Below are 22,166 nucleotides of genomic sequence, written 5' to 3'. Positions count from 1 at the left end.
GCGCAGCGGCCGGCACGGGCGCCGTCCCGACCCGATCGGCCACCACGCGCCCGTCGCGGATTTCCACGACGCGGCGCGCGCGCGGCCACCCCGGCATCGTGGGTGATCAAGATGATGGTGTGACCCTGGGCGGACAGCTCGTCGAACAGGGCCATGACCTCGGCGCCGCTGCGCGAATCCAGAGCGCCCGTAGGCTCGTCGGCCAGGATGACGCGCCCGCCATTGATCAGAGCGCGGGCGATGGAGACACGCTGCTGCTGGCCGCCGGACAACTGGGCCGGACGGTGTTCGAGCCGCCCTGTCATCCCCAGCCGCTCCAACAGCCTGCCGGCCCGCCGTTCGCGGACAGCGCGGTCTTCCCCGGCATAGACGGCGGGCAGGGCCGCGTTTTCCAATGCGCTGTCGGTGGGGATCAGATGGTAGCCCTGGAACACGAAACCGAAGTCCTCGCGACGCAACCGGGCCTGCTCATCGGCCGACAGGGTCGCCACGTCCCGATCCGCATAGCGGTAGATGCCGCTGTCGGGCCGATCCAGGCAGCCCAGGATATGCATCAATGTGGATTTCCCCGATCCCGAGGCGCCCACGATGGCGACGTACTCGCCCTCGCGGATGTCCAACGACACGTCGCGAAGCGCCCAGGAGGCGGGAGCGCCATCCACGCCGCCATAGCGCTTGCCGACGGCGTCGAGCCGGATCAGGACGCTCACAGCACGAACCGGGGCATCGCATCGCCCGAAGCGCGTTCGCCCAGGATCAGCGTCTCGCCCTCGGCAAGACCGTCGACGATCTCCGCCGCCTGACGATCGCGCGCCCCGATCCGCACTGCGCGCCAGACCGCGCGGCCGTCCTGCAACACCCGCACCCGATAGCCCCGCGCCGCGCCCTCGCCCGCCGGGCGCAGGGCCGCCAGCGGCGCCAACACGACATCATCGGCCTGGCGGGTGACGAAGGCGACCTGGGCGCTCATCCTGGGCAGCAGGGCACGGTCGGAATTGGGCACGTCGAACAACACAGTGTAGAAGACCGCTTTCGCGCCGCTGGACGCCGCTGCGGCAGCGCCCGGCGCCTCATCGGGCGCCGGCTGGGGCACGGGCAGCACCTGGCGCACGACGCCATGCCACTGCCGGCCGTCCTGGGCCAGCGTCACGAAAGTCGCCTCCATGCCCACGCTCAGACGCGGCACGTCCGCCTCGGACACCTGAGTCCAAACGGTCATGAGCGACAGGTCCGCAATGCGCAGCAGGTGCGGCGTCTGGTAGGCGGCATTCAGAGTCTGGCCGGGCCGGGCTTCCAGCGACACGACGGTCCCTTCCATCGGCGCGTAGATCCGGCTGTAGCCCAGCAGGGCCTCATCGCCCTGCAATGCGGCGCGGGTGCGCCGAATGTCGGCCGCGATGCGACGCACGGAGGCCTCCGCGGCCAGCAGACCGGCGCGCGCCACATCGGCCTCGTGAGCCGGCGTCGCGCCGGCCCGCAACAGACGCCGCTGACGCTCGGCGCCTGCCCGCGCCAGGTCGGCCGCGGCCTCGGCCTCGTCCAGCTGGGCCCGCAGCGCATCCAGCGAGGCCCTGCCCGCCGCCACGGCGGCCTCCTGCACGGAGGCATCGATTTCCACCAGCAGTTGTCCGGCGGCCACGACATCGCCGGGCTGCACGTGAATCCGCTGGATCTGGCCGGACACCTGCGCCCCCACATCCACATAATGCCGAGGCTGCAGAGTCCCCAGGGCATTCACAGTGGCGCGAACCGTCCCGCGCCCGACGGACGCGGTTTCATAGGCGGGCGGCGCCGGCCGGGCCGCCCAGACGGCGGTAGCCGCGACGACGGACGCCAGCAGCAGCCAGCCGCCCCGCGCACGCCATGCGCGCAGGGTCTCAGCAGCGCCCATCACCCTCACCACCTGACATCAGCGCAGGTCGATCCGCACGACGCTTTCCAGGCCATCGGCCCGATAGGCGGGATGCTTGTCGTCATGCGGCCCCTTGATCGTCGCGAACAGCGCCTGTCCATCGTCCGACAGGGCCAGGCTGTTCGGATGCGCCGGCAGATCGTAGCGGGCCTTCACGGCGTAGCTCGCGCCGTCGATCACCGTGATAGCGCCTGTGCCCTGGGGATGCGCGCGCGAAGCGCCCCGATTGCTCAGGTAGATCTCGTCGCGGACCGGGTTGTAGAGCACGTCCAGGGCGCTTTCGCCCACCGGGACGGTCGCCAGGACGCGGCCGGTCGCGGTGTCGAAAACGACCAGGCGGCCGCTGTTGGCATCGGCGCCGAACAAGCGCGCGCCGGGGTCGTCCAATGCGACGTTCACCAGGAAGGGCTCGGCGCCGTCCAGGGCGAAGCGGCGCAGGATCTTGCCGCTGTCGGGGTCGATCACCGTCACGCCGTATTCACCGCCCTGGCCGACGTACAGGCGGCGGGCGACCGGATCGTAGGCCGCGCCGGCCGGCCATTTGCGCAGGCCCGACAGCGTGTGCCGGATGATGCCGCGCTTCAAGTCCACGATCCAGACTTTGCCGGCGGTATCGGGATTGGTCACGAACATGCGCTCGCCCGCTCCATCCAGCACGATCTGGCGCACGTGCTCGAACCCGCCCTTGGCCGTGGCCCGACCGAGCTGGTAATCAGCCGCCTGCCCGGTCTTCAGGTCGATGGCTCCCACGGCGCCGTTCAGGGTATTGCCCGCGTACAACGTGTCTGTGCGCGCGTCGTACGCCAGCCCGTAGGGCTTGCGTCCGGTCCGGATGACGGCCTTGGTTTCCAGAGTATCCGGATCCAGCCGGTAGATCGCTCCGCCCTCGTCGGCCTTGAAGCTTTGGCCCGCCGAAGCCACGAACACATCGCCGTCGGCCACCACCAGCTCATAGAGCCCGGGGGCGAGGTCTCGGCGCAGCACGGTCTGCCGCGCCGGAGCCTGGTTGCTCGCCTGCGCGCCCAGGCCGGCCTTGTCCGGCTGCCCGCCAGGGGCGGTGCAAGCAGCCAGCGCGGCGCACACGACGAACATGCCCAGGCGGGCCGACGCGCGTCCGGCCGACAGGAGAGGGGCGCGGGTGAATCGAGTAGTCTGCATGAAGCGGATTCCTTTCATGATGAGAGCGGGCGGTCCCGGGCGTCAGAAACGCATGTCCAGGCCCAAGCGGAACGCGCGTGGCGCGCCGTAGTAGGTCGAACCCGGATCGGGGTGGTAATACTGATCGAACGCGTTGTAGACGTTCAGGCGGGCCGAAACGTTGCGGCTGATCTGGTAGCGCGCCATCAGGTCCACCACGGCGTAGGCGTCCTGCTCGACGATGCGCTGGGCGCCCAGGGGGTCCGTCAGCTTGGTGTAGGCGCGGCTCTGCCAGCGCACGCCGCCGCCCACCGTCAGACCGTGGCCGATGCCGGGCCAGCGGTAGCTGGTGAACAGCTTGGCGGTGTTTTGCGGCACGTTCGGATTGAGCGTGAGGTGGTCCCGGTCCTGTGACAGGGCGCGGGTGAAGCTGGCGGACACCTGCCAGTTCGGCAGCACTTCTCCGGATGCCTCCAGGTCGATGCCCCGCGTCGTGGTGCCGGAGGCCGACTCATAGGCCTGGCTGCCGTCCGGCGCCTTCACGCCCGGCAAGGCCACGGCGAAATTGTCCTGCTGAACACGGAACAGGGCCGCCGACACGTTCAGTCCGCCGTCCAGCAGTTCGCCCTTGGCCCCGAGTTCGTAGCTGCGGCCCAGCAGCGGGTCCAGATAGTTGCCGCCGGGGTCCTGGTTGTTCTGCGGCTTGAAGATGTCCGTGTAGCTGGCGTAGACGGACCACTCGTCGCTCAGGTCGTAGACGACGCCTGCGTAGGGAGTGAGTTTGTCGGACTCGTGGCGATCCATGTGGCTTGCCGGACGGCCGTCGTAGTAGTGCGTGTCCTTGATGTTTTCCCAACTGGTGACGCGGCCGCCGACGATCAGCGACAGACGGTCGGTGGGCTTGAAACGCGCCGTGGCGTACGCGCTGGTCAGGTTCTCGCGATTGACGGTGTCGCCGATCGCGGGATTGTCGGGTGCGCCCGGAGCGCGCCCGTCCCAGGCATAGATATTGTCGATGGCCGGCGACCAGCCCGAGAAGTACCAGAGGTTGTACGGCGAGGTTTCGTCGCGCGTGCGGGATGCCGTCGCGCCGACCACCAGTTCATGCTCCCGGCCCAGCAGCGTGAAGGGCCCCGTGGCATACACATCCAGGGAATTCTGCACCGGCTTGCCCGCCCAGCGGCCCGCCCACAGATTCACCCCCGCGCCCGTGGCGCGGTCCGGGGCGCCTCCCAGGGCATAGCCCAGCACCTCGTCATAGCGATAGACGCTGTGATCCAGGGTGCCCTTCACCCGCCAGCCGTTGCCGAACCGATGCTCCAGCGAGGCGAACCAGGTCTGGTTGTGACGTCGGGAATACGCCCAGTCCGCCGCAGCGGACTTGGATCGGTCCCAATCCGTGCGTCCGCCATCTGAATAGAACACCGGCAGGCCGCCCCGCGAATGGCCGGTGGCATCCTGATTCTGGAATAGAAAGCCCAGGCTGGCCAGCGTGTCGGGCCCCAGGTCGGCCTCGAGGATGCCGTACAGGGTCTTGTCGCGTTCCTGCAGGCGCTCCAGGTACGAACCGTTCTTCTGCCAGGCTGCCACCAGCCGCCCCCGCACGGTACCCGCCTCGTTCAGAGGCGAGGACAGATCCACCTCGCTCCGGTAGAGATCCCAGGACCCGGCCTCGACGCTGGCGCGCGCCTGGAATTCGCGCGTAGGGCGCTTGCGGATCAAATTGATCGTCGCGCCGGGAGCGCCCACGCCGCTCATCAGACCGTTGGCGCCCCGGATCACTTCGACCCGGTCGTAGGGCGCCATATCCGCGCTCTGGAAAATGCCCTTGTAGTTGCTGTAGACCTGGTTGACGCCATCGACCTGGTAGTTTTCCACCTGGAAGCCGCGCGCATAGATGGGGCTGGTGTCCGAGCCCCTGTTGCCCGAGGTATTCATCACCAGGCCCGGCGTGTTGTCGACCACATCCGCCAGCGAGGTCAAGCCCTGGTCGTCCATACGCTGGCGCGTGATGACGCTGACCGATTGCGGGGTCTCGCGCACTGACAGGTTCAGGCGCGTGGACGTGTTGCTGGCCTGGGCGGCGTAGGACCCGGTGCCTTCCGTGGTCGGGTCCAGGGCGCCGCGCACGACAACCGGCTGCAGGACCTGCGCATCCCCTGAAGCGGCATCGCCCCGGCGCACGATCGTGTAGCGGTTCGGCCCGGTCATGCGGGCCTCCAGGTCCGACCCCTGCAGCAGCCGGTCCAGGGCATCGGGAGCGGAATAGTCGCCGTGCAAGGCCGGCGCGCGCCGGTGCTCCGCCAAGGCGGTCGGAAAGACCACTTGCAGGCCGGTGCGCGCCGCCAGGGCATTCAACGCCTGATCCAGCGGCTGGGCGGGCAGGTCCAGCCCCAGCACGGCGGCCTGCGCCATGGCTGCGGCCGACCACGCCAGGCTGCCCGCCGCGAGCGCGGTGGAAAACACGGCTGCGACCCCGCGCCGGGGCCTCCTGGAGGTCTTCATTGTCTTCGCTCCCTGTATCAATAATGAGATTGAGAATTGATCAAATCAAGAGTGAAGACGTTTGGAACGTCCGCGACATGGACATGCCGTTACTATTTTTTACTATTTGGCCGCAGCGACACCCGGACCTCGCCATCCGGCCGCCGCTCGACCCGCACGGGCAAGATCGACGGCAGGCTGTTGATCAGCGATTCGAGATCCCGGATGCGATATTCGCCCGATAAGCGCAGGGCGCCGGCATCAGCCGGAGAATCGCCCACCCAGACCACAGGCGCGGCGCGATAGTGCCCAAGCGCTGACAAGACAGCGGACAGCGGCGTGCCGTCGAAGCGCAACCGGCCTTCACGCCAGGCGGTTTCGCGTTCAAGCCCGGGCACGCTGGCCGGCACGGCGCTCAGGGTATCGATGTCCATCGCCTGTCCGGCGCCCAGTTCCGCCTGCCCGGCAGGGCTGGATACTTGTACCCGTCCTTCCAGCACTGCCACCTGGGCGCCCGCCGCGTCGCGCCGCACGCGGAACACCGTCCCGATATCGCGAATGACGGCATCGCCCACCCGTACCCGGAGCGGCCGCCAGTTCCGGGCCACGGTCAACACTGCCTGGCCGGCGTCCAGGCGCAGGTCGCGGGACCGCAGGCGCCATTGCATCGTCAGGACGGATCGGCTGTCGAGCGCGATCACCGTGCCATCCCGGGCGGTCCAGGCGCGGGGCGCCCCCGCCGCGACCGTCACGGTGCGTTCCTGCAGCACCGGGTTCCAGGCCCAGAGCCCCGCGCACAGCGCCATGCAGGCGGCGCCGACGGCTTGACGCCGCCGCAGCCGCCGCTGGGCCGACTGTGCCTTGGCTTCGCGCAGGACCTCTTCGCGTGAAGGCAAGCGGGCCCGCAGCACGTCCTCGAAGGGGATGAGAGGGTCGGCGGCCGCGCCGGAAAAAGTTCGGCGCGCACCGGCAGGCGGCTTCGACGGGCGGGACATCAGGACTCCCACGCCTCGCAACCTGTCGCGGCGCCCGGCGCAGGCCGGTCGCCCTCGCGGCCGTTGCCGGCGGCATCTCCGACGCACACGGCGCACGCGGGCGCCCACTGCGCCCGGATGAGCCGAAGGGCCTGTGCATGGTGCTTGGCGACTGCATTGCGCGACAGGCCCAGCTCGCCGGCAATCGCCGGTTGCGGCATGTCATAAAGACGGTGCAGGATGAAGACTTGTCGCGCCCGGTCCGGCAAGCGGCGGATAACGGCGGCAAGGTCGTCCACCGCGTCGAGCCCTTGCAGGTAAGCGGCTGCGTCTTCATGGCTGACCTGGGCGGCACGGCCTGCCAGGGTTTCGGCCAGCCGGGCGCGCGTGGCATCGCTGCGGCAGCGATCGATCGCCCGATTGCGCAGCACCCGGCGCAGGAAGGCCAACGGCTGGCGCACCCCGGCGGGTTCGGGCCGATTCAACAGGTCGGCGCAGACCTCGTGCACCACATCGCGCGCAAAATCGGCATCGCCGAAGCGATAGCCGATGTAACGGACCAAGTCGTCGTAATGGAAGGTCAGACTGGCAAGCAGGCTGCCCGCCTTCGGCTCGGTGGATTTCATGGCATGCCGGTGCGCAGAAGGCCGACGGCAATCTGCAAGACTCAGTTATTAGTAATGAGAATGAATCTCGATTACAAGACTATAACACCAGAGACGCGATCAGTCCTCAATCCGGCTCCGCATCCCCCGCGCCATCCGCCAACAACCACCGCCACCCCGCCATCAGCGCGTCCTGCGGCGCAGTCCGATGGATGTGACCCGGCAGCACAGCATGGCGCAAGCGCAGGCCGGGGCAGGCGGCCAGATCTCCCGCCAGCGCCTGCACGCCATCCACCATGGCGCGACGCTTGCGTTTGACCTGCTGCTGTTCCCGCTCGTCGGCGCTCAGACTCATTTCCTGGGGGCTGAGGCTCTGTTCATATTCCCCCACCGTCAATGAGACACCCAGGCGCGGCGCTCCCTGCCCGGCCAACCAGGCCAGGCGCCTTCGCATCAGGCGCCGGACATAGCCCTGCCCCCACCACACCGAAGGGCTGGACAGCACATAACCGTCAAAAGCGCGCGGTCGATGCAGCAGCGTGTACAGCGCGAACATCGCCCCCAGCGAATGCCCGGCCAGCACCTGGCGACTCGGATCCAGCCGGAAATCGGCCGCCACCCGGATGCGGACCGTATCCAGCACGCGCAGCCAGCGGGCGGCTCCGGTTTGCGTCCCTGCCGGCAACGGGCCGGGGCCCTGGAACCCCGCCGGACCGGCCAGCGGCCGCGCGCCGGACGCTTCGGCGGCGAAACCCGCGGCCCAGCCCCGCGGCGGGTAGTCCCAGACCCGCTGCGCCGGCGCCTGGGGCGCCAGTCCGACCAGGATCCCTGGCAGCCCATCCGCGCCGGCGGTCCGGCACATGGTTTCAAACTGGCTGACATCCAGCACATAGGCGACCGGCCAGCCCTCCGCCGGCATCAACCCCTGCGGCACGGCCAGCCGCACGACGCAGCGGCGGCCATCCGGCAGCGACTGGGTGAACTCCGAAGAAAATGCCGTCATGACGCAGCCGCCCTCGATCCTCTATACTGGCGCAATTGTAAACGTTTCTCATTCATGAACATCAGCGAAGCCGCCCCTCCCGCCACCTTGCAGCATTACCAGCACCTGCTGCGCCGCCGCTGGCTGCTGGTCGCCTTGCTGGGACTGGTCATCCTGACCTCGATCCTGGCGGACTTCATGCTGGGGCCATCCGGCCTGGGTTGGGCCGAACTCAGCCACGCGCTGTTCCAGCCCGGACAGGCCGACCCGACCACCCGCGTGATCGTCTGGGACATCCGCCTGCCCTACGCCCTGATGGCGGTGGCCGTGGGCCTGGCGCTGGGTCTGGCGGGCGGAGAAATGCAGACCATTCTGAACAACCCCCTGGCCAGTCCCTTCACGCTGGGAATCTCGTCGGCCGCCGCCTTCGGCGCGTCGCTGGCCATCGTGCTGGGCCTGTCGCTGCCCGGCGTGCCGCAATCGTGGATGGTGGCGGCCAATGCCTTCGTCTTCGCGCTCGTGTCCGCCCTGCTGCTGGACCTGGTCGCCCGCTGGGGCGCCATGAGCACGTCCGGACTGATCCTGTTCGGCATCGCGCTGGTGTTTTCCTTCAATGCCGCCGTGTCGCTGGTGCAGTTCGTCGCCAGCGCCGAGGCCCTGCAGGGCCTGGTGTTCTGGACCATGGGCAGCCTGGCGCGCTCGTCCTGGCCGAAACTGGGCATCCTGCTGCTGGCGATCGCGCTGCTGCTGCCGATGTCGCTGCGCGACACCTGGAAGCTGACCGCGCTGCGCCTGGGCGAGGACCGCGCCGCCAGCTTCGGCATCGACGTGCCGCGCCTGCGGCTGACCGCGCTGGTGCGCATCAGCATCCTGGCGGCGCTGGCGGTGTCCTTCGTCGGCACCATCGGCTTCGTCGGCCTGATCGCCCCGCACATTGCCCGGCGTCTGTTCGGCGAGGACCACCGCTTCTACCTGCCGGGCAGCGCCCTGGTGGGCGGCACGATCCTGTCGCTGGCCTCGATCGCCTCGAAGAACATCGTGCCGGGCATCATCGTGCCGGTGGGCATCGTGACCTCGCTGGTCGGCGTCCCGTTTTTCCTGTCCGTCGTCCTGCGCCGGCAAGTCAAATGAACTCAAAACTTCCCTGACCATGCTGCAGATTCAGGACCTCTCCGTTGCCTATGGCCGCCAGGCCATCATCCGCCAGTTGACGGCCGGCCCCCTGGCTCCCGGCCGGGTGGTGTCCCTGCTGGGTCCAAACGGCAGCGGCAAATCCACCCTGCTCAAGGCCATCGCCGGGCTGCTCAAATCCCACGGCCAGGTGCTGCTGGACGGCCAGGACCTGACCCGCCTGTCCTTCGAACAGCGCGCCCAGCAAGTCGTCTATCTGCCGCAATCCCTGCCGGCATCGGTGCATCTGCGGGTGTTCGAGTCCGTGCTGGTGGCGGCCCGGGCGTCGGACCTGGCGCCCCAGGCGCAGGACGCCAGCCCCCAGCGCATCCTGGACGTCCTGTCGCGTCTGGGCATCGAACACCTGGCCATGCATTATCTGGACGAGTTGTCCGGCGGACAAAAGCAACTGGCCGGACTGGCCCAGGCCCTGATCCGCACCCCGCGCCTGCTGCTGCTGGACGAACCGCTGTCGGCCCTGGACCTGAACTACCAATGCCACGTCATGGATCTGTTGCGCCAGGAAACGCAGGAACACGGCCTGACGACATTGATCGTCCTGCATGACCTGAACATCGCCCTGCAACGCAGCGACGACGCCCTGCTGATCCAGGCGGGCGAGCTGGTCGGCCATGGCAGCCCTGACACCGTCATCACGCCCGACGCGCTGGCGCAGGTCTATCAGGTGGACGCCCGCGTGGAAACCTGCTCGCGCGGCCTGCGCCACGTGCTGATCGACGGGCTGTGCCAGCCCGCCGCCTGACGCTCCGAACACTCCTGTCCCCAAGGCACCGACCATCATGTCTTCCCCTGAGTTCCGCCGCGGCGCCCTCCCGACCCGCCATCACGCCCGGCCCGGTTCGCGGCTGGAGCGCGCCCGCGCCCTGCTGGCGGCGCTGCTGCTGGCGCTGTCGGCCGCGTGGGCTGCCCCGACCGCAGCCGCCCCCATCACTGTGACGGACGTGCTGGGCCGCACCGTGACCCTGCCCGGCCCCGCGCGGCACATCGTCCTGGCCCAGGCCCGGCATTTCCAGGTGTTGTCCCTGCTGACGCCGGACCCGGCCGCGATCCTGGCCGGCTGGTCCGATGAGTTCAGAACGTCCTTCGCCCCGGACTACCGGGCCGCCCTGAAGCGCTTTCCCAGTCTGGCGGACGTCCCTGTCGTCGGGCGTCACACGGCGGAATCTTTTTCGGTCGAACGCACGCTGGGGCTGCGCCCCGATCTGGTCGTGATGACGGCATCCTTCGCCGGCCTGATGCAGGGCCAGCCGGCCGAGGAATCGCCGATCATCCGCCGCCTGGACGCGGCCGGCGTGCCCGTCATCGTCATCGATTTTTTCATGCGCCCCCTGGAGAACACGGTGCCCAGCCTGCGCGCCCTGGGCGCGGCCATCGGCCACGAAGCGCAAACCGAGGCCTTCATCCGGTTTTACGAGCGCCATATGCGCACCATCTCGCAACGCCTGGCCGACCTGCCCGAAGACCGGCGTCCACCCGTCTTCGTCCACGCCCATGCGGGCGTCACGGACTGCTGCAATTCGCCGGGCGTGGGGACCTTCAATGAAATGGTCCAGTACGCCGGGGGACACAACATCGGCGCCGACGTGCTGAAAACCGCTACCGGCAAGCTGAATTTCGAATACATCAACGCGCGCGCCCCGCAGGTGTACGTGGCGACCGGCACCGGATCCAACCCGAAAACCGGGCTGGCCATCGGCGCGGGGGTCAGCGAGGCCGACGCGCACGCCAGCCTGCAGCGCCTGATCCAGGCCAACCACTTGGACGCCCTGCCGGCCGCGCGGTCGGGCAACAGCCACGGCATCTGGCATGCCTTCAACGATTCGCCGCTGCATGTGGTCTTCATCGAGGCCCTGGCCCACTGGATCCACCCGGACCGCTTCGCCGACATCGACCCCGCCGGGACCCTGCGCGAGATCAACCGCCAGTTCCTGGCGGTGCCCCTGGAAGGCACTTACCTGGTGAACCTGAAGCCCTGACGCCCCGCCCGAACGAGACAGCGGCCGTGACCGCCCCCTGGATCGTCGCCTTGCGCGGTCTGCCCGACGAGGAGCAGGCGCAGCGCCTGCGGCGCGACCTGCCGGATGCGGAATGGCAATGGATCGCCCGCCTGCGCCAGCCGCAGGACCGCTTGCGCAGCCTGCTGGGCCGGGCGCTGGCGCGCCGCCTGCTGGCCTCGCGCATGGACCTGAGTCCCGAACGCGTCCCCCTGACGACCGGCCTGCACGGCAAGCCGCTGCTGGCCGCGGCGCCCGGCACCGCGCCCGCCTGGCATTTCAGCATCGCCCACAGCGGCGATCAGGTGCTGGTTGCAGTCGGCCCGCACGCGCTGGGGGTGGATGTGGAAACCTGCCCCGACTCGGTGGACGTCGCACTGTTCCGCTTCGCAACGGGCCGTGAGCCGGATCGATCCGAGGTCTTCCGAGCCGGCGGATCGGAGGCGCCGACCCTAGATACGCAGGCATTCTGCGCCGAATGGGTCTGTCGCGAAGCCGTGCTCAAGGCGTGCGGGCAGGGCTTGTTGATCGAACCCGGGCGGTTGCGCCTGCAAGCGTGCGGCCAGGGCTGGCAGCAAGTCGCCGGCCCCCCCGAGGTCTGCGGCCAGCACGTCCGGCTGCTCTGGACATCGCCCGCGCACTGCGCCGCTGTCAGCCTTCCGGCGCCACGAGACGATTGGCGACTGACACGCCTGGACCTGGACGCCTGGCTGGCCGGCCCCGGAACCCCGACGTAGACAGGTTCCGGACCCGATTTTGGGACAAGCACTGGACCGCGATCCCGGATTTTCTCTATACTCATGAAATGTAATCATTCTCATTATCATGAGCATCAATAACTCACATCCTCACGCTCCCAGCCAGACTTGGCCGACCGCTCTGGCCGACCGCTACCGGGCGGCGGGCCACTGGCGCAACGAGACCTTCGGCGCCTGGTTGCGGGAACGCGCAACCGCACATCCGGATGCCATCGCGGTGATCGGCGGCGGACAGCGCTGGACCTACGCCGAACTGGACCGCCGGGCATCCGCCCTGGCGGCGGGCTTTCTGCGGTCCGGCCTGCGGCGTGGCGACCGGGTGCTGGTGCACCTGCCCAACATCCCCGATTTCATCGGCGTGGTCATGGGCCTGTTTCGCGCGGGCCTGATTCCCGTGTATGCGTTGCCCGCTCATCGCATCACGGAAATCGCCCACTTCGCTCAGGGCTCGGCCGCGCGCGCCTACGTGGCTGCGGCCACCCATGCCGGTTTCGACCATCGCGCCCTGGCTGCCGAGCTGCGCAGCCGCTGCCCGGCCGTCGAACAGATCTGGCTCAGCGGAGACGCCGGAGAATTTTCCTCTCTGGAATCCCTGTACGCGGCCGACGGCGGCGCCATCCCCGCGACCGTATCGCAAGGATCCGACGTGGCTTTCCTGCAGATTTCAGGCGGCAGCACGGGCTTGTCGAAGCTGATCCCGCGCACGCACGACGACTACATCTACACCCTGCGGGAATCCGCCCGCATCTGCGGCCTGGGGCCGGACTCCGTGTTCCTGGGCGCGCTGCCCATCGCGCACAATTTCCCCATGAGTTCGCCCGGCTTCCTGGGCACGCTGTACGCCGGCGGGCGCGTGGTGCTCAGCCCCTCGCCCGACCCGGAATCCGCCTTCGCGCTGATCGAACGCGAACGCGTCACCGTCACCAGCCTGGTGCCGCCGCTGCTGCTGCAATGGCTGGACCTGGCCCCGGCGACGCCCCGCGATCTGGGCAGCCTGCAAACCATCCAGGTCGGCGGCGCGAAACTATCGGCGGAAATCGCCCGCCGAGTCCGCCCGGTGCTGGGCGCGACGCTGCAGCAGGTCTTCGGCATGGCTGAGGGCCTGGTGAATTACACGCGGCTGGACGACCCGGACGATCTGATCATCCACACCCAGGGCCGCCCGATCAGCCCCGACGACGAAATCCTGATCCTGGACGACGACGGCCATCCGGTGGCGCCCGGTCAGGCCGGCAACCTGCTGACGCGCGGCCCCTACACCATCCGCGCCTATCACGACAACCCTTCCGCCAATGCGCGATCCTTCACGGAAGACGGCTATTACCGCACCGGCGACATCGTGCGCATGACGCCCGAGGGCTACCTGGAGGTCCAGGGCCGGGCGGGCGATCACATCAACCGGGCAGGGGAAAAGATCTCGGCCGAGGAGATCGAAGATCACCTGCTGGCGCACCCGCAGGTCTTCGACGCCGCCGTCGTGTCGGTTCCCGACGAATACCTGGGCGAACGCAGTTGCGCCTTCATCATCCCGAAAGGCGACAGGCCGCGTCCGGCCGAGTTGAAGAAGTGGATACGCGGGCGCGGCATCGCCGATTTCAAGGTGCCCGACCAGATCGTGTTCGTCACCCAATTCGCCTCCACCGCCGCCTTGAAGATCAGCCGCAAGGCCCTGCGCGCCGACCTGCGGGCTCAATTGCTGGCGCAGCAGGCCGATGCCCCGCGGCCGCCCGCCGCACCGGTTTCTCAATAATCACTTTTTCTTCCCCTATGAGCAGCCTGACCCTGGAACGCATGCGCGCCGACATCGCCCGCATGCTGCATGAAGCCCCCGAAGACATCCTGGATGACGACAATCTGATGGACCTGGGCCTGGATTCGATGCGTTTGATGAAACTGGCGTCTCAATGGCGCGAAGCGGGCGCCCAAGTGGAATTCGCCGACCTGGCGGTCGAGGCCACGCTGGGCCAATGGTGGGCCCTGGTGTCCGGCGCCGCCCGGACCGACGCCGGCCGAGCATGACTGCCGACATCGCGCCGTCATCGGCCTCCTCCTCGGAACCGTCCGCCGCGGACACGATAGGCCTGGCCTGGGCGCCGCTGACCGAAGCCCAGGAAGGCCTGTGGTACGCCCAACGCCTGGACCCGGCCAACCCCATTTTCAATCCGGCTCATTGCACGACGCTGCGCAGTCCGCTGGACGTGCCCCGCTTCGCGCGCGCCGTCGATCAGGCGCTGGCCGAGGCCCAATCCCTGTCGCTGCGATTCACGGAAGGGACGGCCGGCCCGATGCAGGCCCTGGATGCGGCGCGCACGCCGCGCCTGGAAATCCGGGATCTGCGCGATCGGGCGCAAGACCGAGCCCAGCAAGACGCCCTGACCTGGATCCGCGCCGACCAGAAGCGGCCGGTCGACCCTCTGACCGACCCGCTATCGCGCCAGATACTGTTTCTATGCGGCCCGTCACTGGCGCTCTGGTACCAGCGCGTCCACCATCTGGCTGCCGACGGCTACGGCATGGCGCTGATCGAAAGCCGCGCCACCCGCCTGTACGCCGCCCAGGGCCAAGACGCCTCACGGGACGCCCCCCTGACGCCGCTGGCGGCCGTCTGGGAGGAAGACCAGGCCTGGCGCGGCGGCGAAGCCCGCAACCGGGCCCGCGCATTCTGGCGGGCGCACTGCGAACACCATGTGCCCGCGACCAGCCTGACGGCGCGCGCCGCGCTCAGCGCGGCGACCTGCCTGCGCCGGGAACAAGAAGCGCCCCTGGCGCTGATCCGGACCCTGCAGGCGCAGGAAGCCGTGACCGATGTCAGTTGGCCCGATATCCTGACGATTCTGGGGGCGGCCTACGTGGCGCGCCACCAGGGGCCGGCCGACTGCGTGGTGGGCGTGCCCGCCATGGGGCGGCTGGGCAGCCGCAGCGCCCGCGCCGTGGCCACCACCATGAATGTGGTGCCCTGGGTCTGCGCGCTGGATGAAACCGCGCCGCTGTCCGATCTGCTGACCGAGGCCGCCCGCGCGCTGCGCGGCCTGCGCCGCCACAGCCGCTACCGTGCGGAACACCTGCGCCGCGATCTGGCGCTGCCCGGCGGCCAGCCGCGCCTGCACGGCCCCATCCTGAATGTGCTGCCCTTCGACGCCCCCTATGCGGCGGCCGGTCTGGACGCCTCGCAAGCCGTGCTATGCACCGGGCCGGTCGAAGACCTGACGATCAGCTTCCGCGCCGCCCCGGATGGCAACGACCTGCGCATCGAAATCGAGGCGAATCCGGATCTCTACACCGCAGTCCAGGCGCAAGCGCACCTGGACAGGCTGACCGCCTTTCTGTCGGCGGCCCTGAGCGCCGCCAGCCTGGCGGACGTGGCCACCCTGACGCCCGCCGAACACGAACGCTGGGCGCTGGCGCCCAACCGCACGGATCATCCGGTGCCCGAAGGCACGCTCTGGTCGCGCATCCACACGCAATTGCGCGCGCACCCGGAGCGCATCGGCTTGCAGGACGCAGAGGAAGGCGCGCGGGACTGGCGCTACGCCGACATCGACGCCTGGACCGACGCCGCCGCGCGGCGCCTGCGGGCAGCCGGCGCCCGACCGGGCGCCCGCGTGGCCGTGGCCCTGCCGCGATCCGCCGAACGGGTGCTGTGCCTGCTGGCCATCCTGCGCAGCGGCGCCGCCTACCTGCCGCTCGACCCGCGACAGCCCGCGGCGCGCCTGCGCCAGATCCTGGGCGACGCGCAGGCCTGCGCCCTGATCGGACCGGCCGCGCTATGCCAAGGACTGCCCACCTTGCCGCTATCCGTGGCGGACCTGGCCGCCGCCGATGAACTGGATCCTCCCCGAGCAACCGCCACGCCTGCGCGCGCGGCAACCCCCGAAGACCCGGCCTACGTCATCTACACATCCGGATCCACCGGCATGCCCAAAGGCGTGATCGTGCCGCATGCCGCCATCGTCAACCGCCTGGAATGGATGCGGGAACACTACGCCATCGGCCCGGCCGACCGCATTCTGCAAAAAACACCCGCGACATTCGACGTGTCGGTCTGGGAACTGTTCCTGCCCTTTCTCAGCGGCGCCCGCCTGGTGGTGGCCCCGCCGGACGCCCATCGCGACCCCGTCTGGCTGTGCCGCCTGATCCGGGCGCACGCGATCACGGTGCTGCATTTCGTACCGTCCATGCTGGCGGCGATCCTGGAAGAACCCGCCGCCCGGGGCCTGAGGGCGCGGCTGGTCTTTTGCAGCGGCGAAGCCCTGCCGGCCGCGTTGCGCGACCGCTTCCACCGCACCCTGCAGGCTGAACTGCACAATTTGTACGGCCCCACGGAAGCCGCCGTGGACGTTTCATACTGGGATGCCCACGCCGCCGACACCAGCCAGCCCATCCCCATCGGCCGGCCGGTCTGGAACACCCGACTGCACGTGCTGGACGCGCTGCTGCGGCCCGCGCCTCCCGGCACGCCGGGCCAGCTCTACCTGGGCGGCCGGCAACTGGCCATCGGCTATCTGGGCCGGCCGGACCTGACGGCCGAACGCTTCATTCCCGCCCCGCCGGGGCTGCCGGAGGGCCGCCTGTACGCGACCGGCGACCTGGCCACGCGCCGCGAAGACGGCGCCATCGTCTACCTGGGCCGCCTGGATCATCAAGTCAAATTGCGCGGCCAGCGCATCGAACTGGGCGAGATCGAAGCCATCCTGGCCGCCCGGCCGGACATCGCGCAGGCCGCCGTGCTCGCCCGCGAGGACCTGCCTGGCCACGCGCTGCTGGCGGCCTATCTGGTGGCCGAACCCGGCCACGCGCCGGACGCGGACGCCCTGGCGGCCCACACATCGGCGCTGCTGCCGGACTACATGGTGCCATCGGCCTGGATCTTCCTGCCCCGCCTGCCCGTGACCGCCAATGGCAAGCTCGACCGCAAAGCCCTGCCCGTCCCCGCGCAGACGCGCCAAGGGGCCGGACAGCCGCTGCGCACCGCCACGGAACGGCGCGTCGCCCGCGAGGTCCAGGCCGTCCTCGGCCTGTCGGACAGCCCCTGCGCGGACGACGACTTCTTCGCCCTGGGCGGCCATTCCCTGCTGGCGGCCCGGCTGGCCCTGCAACTGCGCGGCGCCCACGACGTGTCCCTGGGCACCGTGTTCCAGTACCCGACCATCGCACGCCTGGCGGCCCACCTGGACGCCCTGACGGACAGCCCCGCCCCGGCGGTCCAGGCCGGGTTCGGTCCGGTCGTGACGCTGCGCGAGGCCCCGGGCCGTCCAGCGCTGTTCTGCATCCACCCGGCGGGCGGCCTGGCCTGGTGCTACGGCGTCCTGGCCCGCGCCCTGGCGGCGCCACGCACGGTCCACGGCATCCAGGCGGCCGCACTGGCGCTGGACGACAGCCCCGTCAGCGACAACCTGGCGGACATGGCCAGCGGCTATGCCGATCTGCTGCAATCACTGCAGGCCGCCGGCCCCTACCATCTGGCAGGCTGGTCCGTGGGCGGCATTCTCGCGCACGCGGTGGCGGTCGAACTGCAGCATCGAGGCCAGGCCGTCGGCACGGTGGCGCTGCTGGACGCCTACCCCTGCGAATCCTGGCGCGGCCGCCCCGACCCCGCCCCCGAAGATCTGTACAAAGCCCTGCTGCACATCGCCGGGGCCGACCCCCAGGCGCTGGCGCCGGACCAGATGAACCGCGCCGGTGTCATCGCCTTCCTGCGGAAAGGCCAACACCCGTTGGGGGAACTGTCCAACGCCCGGCTGGACGCCGTCTTCGACACAGTCGGCCGCACCAATCGCCTGGTGCGCGGCCACCGGCACACGCCCTACGCCGGCGAAGTGCTGCACTTCCAGGCTGCGCTGGAACACGGCAATGCCGGCCTGAATCCCCACTCCTGGCAACCCCACGTCGACACGCTGACGACATATGCCGTCAGCGCCACGCACGCCGCTCTCCCGGGCGCGGATGCCATCTCCCGCATCGCCCCCATCCTGGACGCCAGCCTGGCCGCCAACGACGGCGCAGCGACCGGCCCGGCATCCGCCCCTCCCTACTCCGCCCCGACATCGAACAAGGAAACCGCATGACTTCGACCCCGACCGCGCGCCATCGCCTGAACCGCACCGCGAAACTGATCCTCGCCAGCGCCATGCTGGGTCTGGCGGCGGGCTGCGCCGCGCCGCCCCCGGACGCGCCGGCGGGCGCGTCGACCGCTGCGCCCGTCTGGACCTTCCAGGCCCAAGCCATCGACCTGGTGCCCGGCCTCTATCAAAGCGCCTACAGCGCGCAATCGCAACGCCTGTACGTCGCCAGCGCCGTGGGCCGCCCGCCCGTGCGCGAATCTCGCATCGTGAAGTTCAACCCGGCGGATCAGCGCATCGAGGCCGCGATCACGCCCGCCCCGCAGGCCAGCCGCCAGGATGGGCAGATCCAGGCCGCCTACGGCATCGCAGTGGACGACGTCCATGGACAGATCTGGACGACCAATACCCGCAGCGGCTCGGCCACCGTCTACCGGCAGGCGGACCTGGCCCTGGTCAAACAGTTTCCCGACAACGCCGCGCCCCATGCCCGCGACGCCTTGATCGACGCCGCGCACAACCGCGCCTACGTATCCTCGCCTGCCGGCAATACGATCCACGTGTTCGACACGGCCACGCTGCAGGCGCTGCCCGGCATCGGCCTGACAGGCGCGGGCGAGGCCCCGAAGCTCATGAGCCTGGCCCTGGATGCCGAACACCGGCGTCTGTACGCCGTCAGCCTGAACACCGCCGAAGTCTTCGCCGTTGATACGGCCACCGGCCGTCAGGTCGCCCGCTATGCCGTGCCCGGCGCCCAGGGCGCCTCGGGCATCGCCGTGGACGGCCGGACGCAGCGCCTTTACGTCGCGGCCCAGAAATCGGGGGATGTCACGGTGCTGGACGCGCGTGACGGCCGAGTGCTGCAACATGTGCCGACCGGCGCGGGCGCCCTGAACGTGGCCTTCGACCCGCTGCACCGACTGGCCTACGTGGCCAACCGGGGCGCGGGCACCATCACGGTCCTGAATGACGCGGGAATCGTCCAGGCGCAGATCGCCACCGGATCCGCCCCCAACCACATCGCCATCGATCCGCAGGGCGTCGCCTGGGCGCTGGTCAAGAAAAGCAAGAACGACCCGCGCAGCGATCGCCTGGTCCGCATCGAGGCCCGCCGCTGATCATGGACATGCCGAGCCGAATCATTCCCGATCAGGACGCCGGGCCGGTCGCCGCATCCGGCTTCCTGCCCGGCGACAGTCTGTTCGCCTCGCAGGACGAGATCCTGCACGGACGCGGCTGCCTGCTGCATGCGGAAACCAGGGGCGACGTCAGCGCCCGGGCGGCCGGACTGCTGGCCGACGCGGCCGGCGCGCAAACCGCCCCCGTGCTGCTGGGGCTGCTGCCCTACGACCCCGACCGGCCCGCGCGGTTGCAGGTGCCCCGAGACTGGGTCCGCACACAGGCCCCCCTGGCTTTGCCGGCGGCCAAGCTGCCGGCCATTCTGCATAGCCGGGAACACCCCACGAGCGCGCAATACGAACAGGGCGTGCGCGACGCCCTGACGCGGCTGGCTGGCGAACCGCCGCTGCGCAAGCTGGTCCTCGCCCGCACGCTGCAATTGGAGCTGACCCGGCCCGTCGACCTGCCCCGCCTGATCGGACGCCTGTGGCAGCGCAACCCGCATGGCTACACCTACGCCATGCCGCTGGACGCGGACGGCGGCTACTTCGTCGGCGCCAGCCCCGAACTGCTGGTGCGGCGCAAAGGCCGGCAGGTCCACGTGCACCCCCTGGCAGGCACCGCCGCCCGCCACCCGGACGCCGATACGGACGCACGCCTCGGGCAGACGCTGCTGGACTCGCCCAAGGACTTGCGCGAACACGCCGTGGTGGTCGAAGCTATCGACGCCGTCCTGCGTCCGCTGTGCCGCACCCTGGACATTCCCGCCCGCCCCAGCCTGACATCGACGGCCCGCCTCTGGCACCTGGGCACCCCGATCATCGGCGAACTGGCCGACCCCGGCGTCACCGCGCTGGATCTGGCCATCGCCCTGCACCCCACTCCCGCCGTCTGCGGCCTGCCCACCGCCGAGGCCCGCCGGGCCATCGCCGACATCGAACCCTTCGAACGCGGCTATTTCGCCGGCGCCGTGGGCTGGTGCGACGCGCGCGGCGACGGCGTATGGTCGGTCGCCATCCGCTGCGCCCAGACGGCGGGCCACGCCGTCACCCTGTACGCCGGCGCCGGCATCGTTCCCGGATCGGTGCCCGAACAGGAACGCATCGAAACCGGCAACAAACTGCGCACCATCCTGGATGCGCTGGGCCTGGAGTCCGCCCCATGAGCATTCCCTCGCTACCTTCCTACCCCATGCCGGCCGGCCCGGCGAGCAACCGCGTGAACTGGCGGCCCGAAGCCCGTCGCGCCGCGCTGCTGATCCACGACATGCAGGATTATTTCCTGGGCAAATACGATGTCGCCCAAGCGCCGATCCCCGACCTGGTCGCTGCCATCGCCCGCCTGCGCGCGCGTTGCGACGCCCTGAATATTCCGGTGTTCTATACCGCGCAGCCCCCCGTGCAACCGGCTGCAGACCGGGCGCTGCTGAACGATTTCTGGGGCCCGGGCCTGACCGCCCCGGACCAGCAGGCCGGCGCGGGCATCGTCGCCGCCCTGCGACCAGGGCCCCGGGACACGGTCCTGACGAAATGGCGCTACAGCGCATTCCAGCGCTCCGACTTCCGCCAGCGGCTGGCGGACCTGAGCCGCGATCAGCTGATCATCACGGGCGTCTATGCCCATATCGGCTGCCTGAGCACCGCCCTGGAGGCCTTCATGCAAGGCGTGCAGCCCTTCCTGGCGCTGGACGCCTGCGCGGATTTCAGTCTGGAGGACCATCAGATGGCCATCCGCCACGTCTCGCGCAACTGCGGCGCCAGCCTGACCACCGATCAGATTCTCGACGCACTGCCGGATACAACGGCAACGACACCCCAAAAGGCCACAATATGATCCAGGTTCCGGACATCCAGACACCCGCGGCAGCGCCTATTACGGATGCCGCCGCTCCGGCGCAAGGCGGCTTTCACGGCCGCCACATCCTGGTCACGGGCGCCGCCAGCGGCATCGGCGCGGCCGTCGCCCGGCAGTTGCTGGCGCAGGGCGCCCGGGTATCCGCCGTCGATCTGCAGGCGGACGGGCTGCTCGCCCTGCGCGCGGCGGCCGACGCCCAGCCGGCGTCCCGGCTCTGGACGGCCCCCCTGGACGTGCGCAACGGCGCCCAGGTCGAAGACGTTGTCGCGCAGGCCCAGGCGGCCCTCGGACCGCTGGACGGCCTGGCCAGCGTCGCGGGCGTGCTGGAAATGGGCGAGGTCGTCGACCTGGACGACACCCGATGGCAGCATTGCTTCGACGTCAACGCCACCGGGGTTTTCCACGTCTGCCGCGCCGTCGCCCGCGGCCTGCGCGAACGCCGCGCCGGCGCCATCGTCACGGTCAGTTCAAACGCCGCCGCCACCCCTCGAGCCGGCATGGCCGCGTATGCCGCCTCCAAGGCGGCCGTCACGCAATTCAGCCGCTGCCTGGGCCTGGAGCTGGCGCCGCACGGCATTCGCGTGAATATCGTCTCGCCGGGGTCGACGGACACCGCCATGCAGCAGGCCATGTGGGCTTTGGGCAGTTCCCGCGAAACCGTCATCCAGGGAGACGCCGCGCACTGGCGCCTGGGCATCCCGCTGGGCAAGATCGCCACCCCCGACGAAATCGCCGCATCCGTGCTGTTCCTGCTGTCGGATCGGGCCAGTCACATCACCCTGCACGATCTGCGCGTAGATGGCGGCGCAACCCTGGATCAGGGCTGAGCGCTCATGGCTTCCCGCCGCCCGGGTCCGCGACGGAGCGGCCCGGGCGGCATTGGCCTGATCAAGAATATCTGCCCGGACTCAATCAGGGTTTTCCCTGCAAGCACACTACGATCCGCCATTATTAGCGTTATATTTTCATCGTATTTGATGTGTCCCTATTATTAATCAATAATCATCAACATCTTTATAAATAGGGACGCATCATATAAAAACCTATTGTCGACAGGGGCTTGGCGGCGTAACTTCCTGATTCCACCGGACGACGGT

17 protein-coding genes and 1 pseudogene are annotated in these 22,166 nt (G+C 69.5%); 11 read left to right on the top strand and 7 right to left on the bottom strand.

Annotated elements, in window-relative coordinates:
* The 7 genes and pseudogenes from WBG56_RS00975 to WBG56_RS00945 form a co-directional block, all read right to left on the bottom strand.
* A pseudogene (locus WBG56_RS00975) lies at positions 1-710 on the bottom strand (ABC transporter ATP-binding protein); the annotation flags it as partial.
* Positions 707-1,891, bottom strand: a complete 1,185-nt coding sequence (locus tag WBG56_RS00970) for an efflux RND transporter periplasmic adaptor subunit (RefSeq protein ID WP_424264687.1) — start codon at positions 1,889-1,891, stop codon at positions 707-709. The gene WBG56_RS00970 and the pseudogene WBG56_RS00975, both read right to left, overlap by 4 nt.
* 18 nt (positions 1,892-1,909) lie before the next feature.
* Positions 1,910-3,070 (bottom strand): YncE family protein, encoded by a 1,161-nt coding sequence (locus WBG56_RS00965; protein ID WP_424264686.1) that lies wholly within the window; start codon positions 3,068-3,070, stop codon positions 1,910-1,912.
* A 42-nt stretch (positions 3,071-3,112) separates the two neighbouring features.
* Positions 3,113-5,554 carry a TonB-dependent siderophore receptor gene (locus tag WBG56_RS00960; protein ID WP_424264685.1) on the bottom strand — a complete coding sequence of 814 codons (2,442 nt, stop codon included), beginning with the start codon at positions 5,552-5,554 and terminating at the stop codon, positions 3,113-3,115.
* 92 nt (positions 5,555-5,646) lie between these two features.
* A complete protein-coding gene (locus WBG56_RS00955) occupies positions 5,647-6,528 on the bottom strand; it encodes a FecR family protein (RefSeq protein WP_424264684.1) in 882 nt (293 codons plus the stop codon).
* Positions 6,528-7,133 (bottom strand): RNA polymerase sigma factor, encoded by a 606-nt coding sequence (locus WBG56_RS00950; RefSeq protein WP_424264683.1) that lies wholly within the window; start codon positions 7,131-7,133, stop codon positions 6,528-6,530. The genes WBG56_RS00955 and WBG56_RS00950 overlap by 1 nt, the downstream gene beginning before the upstream one ends.
* Before the next feature lie 106 nt (positions 7,134-7,239).
* On the bottom strand, positions 7,240-8,115 hold the full coding sequence (locus WBG56_RS00945) for an alpha/beta hydrolase (RefSeq protein ID WP_424264682.1): 876 nt from the start codon (positions 8,113-8,115) through the stop codon (positions 7,240-7,242).
* A 54-nt stretch (positions 8,116-8,169) separates the two neighbouring features.
* On the opposite strand from WBG56_RS00945, the gene WBG56_RS00940 reads away from it, so the two are divergent.
* The 11 genes from WBG56_RS00940 (at position 8,170) to WBG56_RS00890 (ending at position 21,896) form a co-directional block, all read left to right on the top strand.
* Positions 8,170-9,225: a FecCD family ABC transporter permease gene (locus WBG56_RS00940; protein WP_424264681.1), complete on the top strand. Its 1,056-nt coding sequence runs from the start codon at positions 8,170-8,172 to the stop codon at positions 9,223-9,225.
* Positions 9,226-9,244: 19 nt separating this feature from the next.
* Positions 9,245-10,027, top strand: coding sequence for an ABC transporter ATP-binding protein (locus WBG56_RS00935; protein ID WP_424264680.1), 783 nt, complete (start codon positions 9,245-9,247; stop codon positions 10,025-10,027).
* A 37-nt stretch (positions 10,028-10,064) separates the two neighbouring features.
* Positions 10,065-11,261 carry an ABC transporter substrate-binding protein gene (locus WBG56_RS00930; RefSeq protein WP_424264679.1) on the top strand — a complete coding sequence of 399 codons (1,197 nt, stop codon included), beginning with the start codon at positions 10,065-10,067 and terminating at the stop codon, positions 11,259-11,261.
* A 26-nt stretch (positions 11,262-11,287) separates the two neighbouring features.
* Positions 11,288-12,016: a 4'-phosphopantetheinyl transferase family protein gene (locus tag WBG56_RS00925; RefSeq protein ID WP_424264678.1), complete on the top strand. Its 729-nt coding sequence runs from the start codon at positions 11,288-11,290 to the stop codon at positions 12,014-12,016.
* Between the two features lie 88 nt (positions 12,017-12,104).
* Positions 12,105-13,787 (top strand): (2,3-dihydroxybenzoyl)adenylate synthase, encoded by a 1,683-nt coding sequence (locus WBG56_RS00920; RefSeq protein ID WP_424264677.1) that lies wholly within the window; start codon positions 12,105-12,107, stop codon positions 13,785-13,787.
* Positions 13,788-13,804: 17 nt separating this feature from the next.
* Positions 13,805-14,056 carry a phosphopantetheine-binding protein gene (locus WBG56_RS00915; RefSeq protein WP_424264676.1) on the top strand — a complete coding sequence of 84 codons (252 nt, stop codon included), beginning with the start codon at positions 13,805-13,807 and terminating at the stop codon, positions 14,054-14,056.
* Positions 14,053-18,102: an amino acid adenylation domain-containing protein gene (locus WBG56_RS00910; protein ID WP_424264675.1), complete on the top strand. Its 4,050-nt coding sequence runs from the start codon at positions 14,053-14,055 to the stop codon at positions 18,100-18,102. Before WBG56_RS00915 ends, WBG56_RS00910 begins: the two co-directional genes overlap by 4 nt.
* Positions 18,099-19,214 carry a YncE family protein gene (locus tag WBG56_RS00905; protein WP_424264674.1) on the top strand — a complete coding sequence of 372 codons (1,116 nt, stop codon included), beginning with the start codon at positions 18,099-18,101 and terminating at the stop codon, positions 19,212-19,214. The genes WBG56_RS00910 and WBG56_RS00905 overlap by 4 nt, the downstream gene beginning before the upstream one ends.
* 8 nt (positions 19,215-19,222) lie before the next feature.
* On the top strand, positions 19,223-20,380 hold the full coding sequence (locus WBG56_RS00900) for an isochorismate synthase (RefSeq protein ID WP_424264673.1): 1,158 nt from the start codon (positions 19,223-19,225) through the stop codon (positions 20,378-20,380).
* Positions 20,377-21,048, top strand: coding sequence for an isochorismatase family protein (locus WBG56_RS00895; RefSeq protein ID WP_424264672.1), 672 nt, complete (start codon positions 20,377-20,379; stop codon positions 21,046-21,048). The genes WBG56_RS00900 and WBG56_RS00895 overlap by 4 nt, the downstream gene beginning before the upstream one ends.
* Positions 21,045-21,896 (top strand): 2,3-dihydro-2,3-dihydroxybenzoate dehydrogenase, encoded by an 852-nt coding sequence (locus WBG56_RS00890; RefSeq protein WP_424264671.1) that lies wholly within the window; start codon positions 21,045-21,047, stop codon positions 21,894-21,896. The genes WBG56_RS00895 and WBG56_RS00890 overlap by 4 nt, the downstream gene beginning before the upstream one ends.
* Positions 21,897-22,166 lie beyond the last annotated feature (270 nt).

This window comes from Castellaniella sp. (assembly GCF_049671645.1).
Classification (GTDB): domain Bacteria; phylum Pseudomonadota; class Gammaproteobacteria; order Burkholderiales; family Burkholderiaceae_B; genus Castellaniella.
This window is presented reverse-complemented; position numbering and strand designations above follow the sequence as displayed.

Excerpts from the sequence above, each read along its gene's own strand:
- WBG56_RS00890 (WP_424264671.1), top strand. The coding sequence starts at position 21,045 with ATGATCCAGGTTCCGGACATCCAGACACCCGCGGCAGCGCCTATTACG.
- WBG56_RS00945 (WP_424264682.1), bottom strand. The coding sequence starts at position 8,115 with ATGACGGCATTTTCTTCGGAGTTCACCCAGTCGCTGCCGGATGGCCGC.
- WBG56_RS00895 (WP_424264672.1), top strand. The coding sequence starts at position 20,377 with ATGAGCATTCCCTCGCTACCTTCCTACCCCATGCCGGCCGGCCCGGCG.
- WBG56_RS00960 (WP_424264685.1), bottom strand. The coding sequence starts at position 5,554 with ATGAAGACCTCCAGGAGGCCCCGGCGCGGGGTCGCAGCCGTGTTTTCC.
- WBG56_RS00900 (WP_424264673.1), top strand. The coding sequence starts at position 19,223 with ATGCCGAGCCGAATCATTCCCGATCAGGACGCCGGGCCGGTCGCCGCA.
- WBG56_RS00955 (WP_424264684.1), bottom strand. The coding sequence starts at position 6,528 with ATGTCCCGCCCGTCGAAGCCGCCTGCCGGTGCGCGCCGAACTTTTTCC.
- WBG56_RS00970 (WP_424264687.1), bottom strand. The coding sequence starts at position 1,891 with ATGGGCGCTGCTGAGACCCTGCGCGCATGGCGTGCGCGGGGCGGCTGG.
- WBG56_RS00935 (WP_424264680.1), top strand. The coding sequence starts at position 9,245 with ATGCTGCAGATTCAGGACCTCTCCGTTGCCTATGGCCGCCAGGCCATC.
- WBG56_RS00940 (WP_424264681.1), top strand. The coding sequence starts at position 8,170 with ATGAACATCAGCGAAGCCGCCCCTCCCGCCACCTTGCAGCATTACCAG.
- WBG56_RS00950 (WP_424264683.1), bottom strand. The coding sequence starts at position 7,133 with ATGAAATCCACCGAGCCGAAGGCGGGCAGCCTGCTTGCCAGTCTGACC.
- WBG56_RS00905 (WP_424264674.1), top strand. The coding sequence starts at position 18,099 with ATGACTTCGACCCCGACCGCGCGCCATCGCCTGAACCGCACCGCGAAA.
- WBG56_RS00965 (WP_424264686.1), bottom strand. The coding sequence starts at position 3,070 with ATGCAGACTACTCGATTCACCCGCGCCCCTCTCCTGTCGGCCGGACGC.
- WBG56_RS00930 (WP_424264679.1), top strand. The coding sequence starts at position 10,065 with ATGTCTTCCCCTGAGTTCCGCCGCGGCGCCCTCCCGACCCGCCATCAC.
- WBG56_RS00915 (WP_424264676.1), top strand. The coding sequence starts at position 13,805 with ATGAGCAGCCTGACCCTGGAACGCATGCGCGCCGACATCGCCCGCATG.
- WBG56_RS00910 (WP_424264675.1), top strand. The coding sequence starts at position 14,053 with ATGACTGCCGACATCGCGCCGTCATCGGCCTCCTCCTCGGAACCGTCC.
- WBG56_RS00920 (WP_424264677.1), top strand. The coding sequence starts at position 12,105 with ATGAGCATCAATAACTCACATCCTCACGCTCCCAGCCAGACTTGGCCG.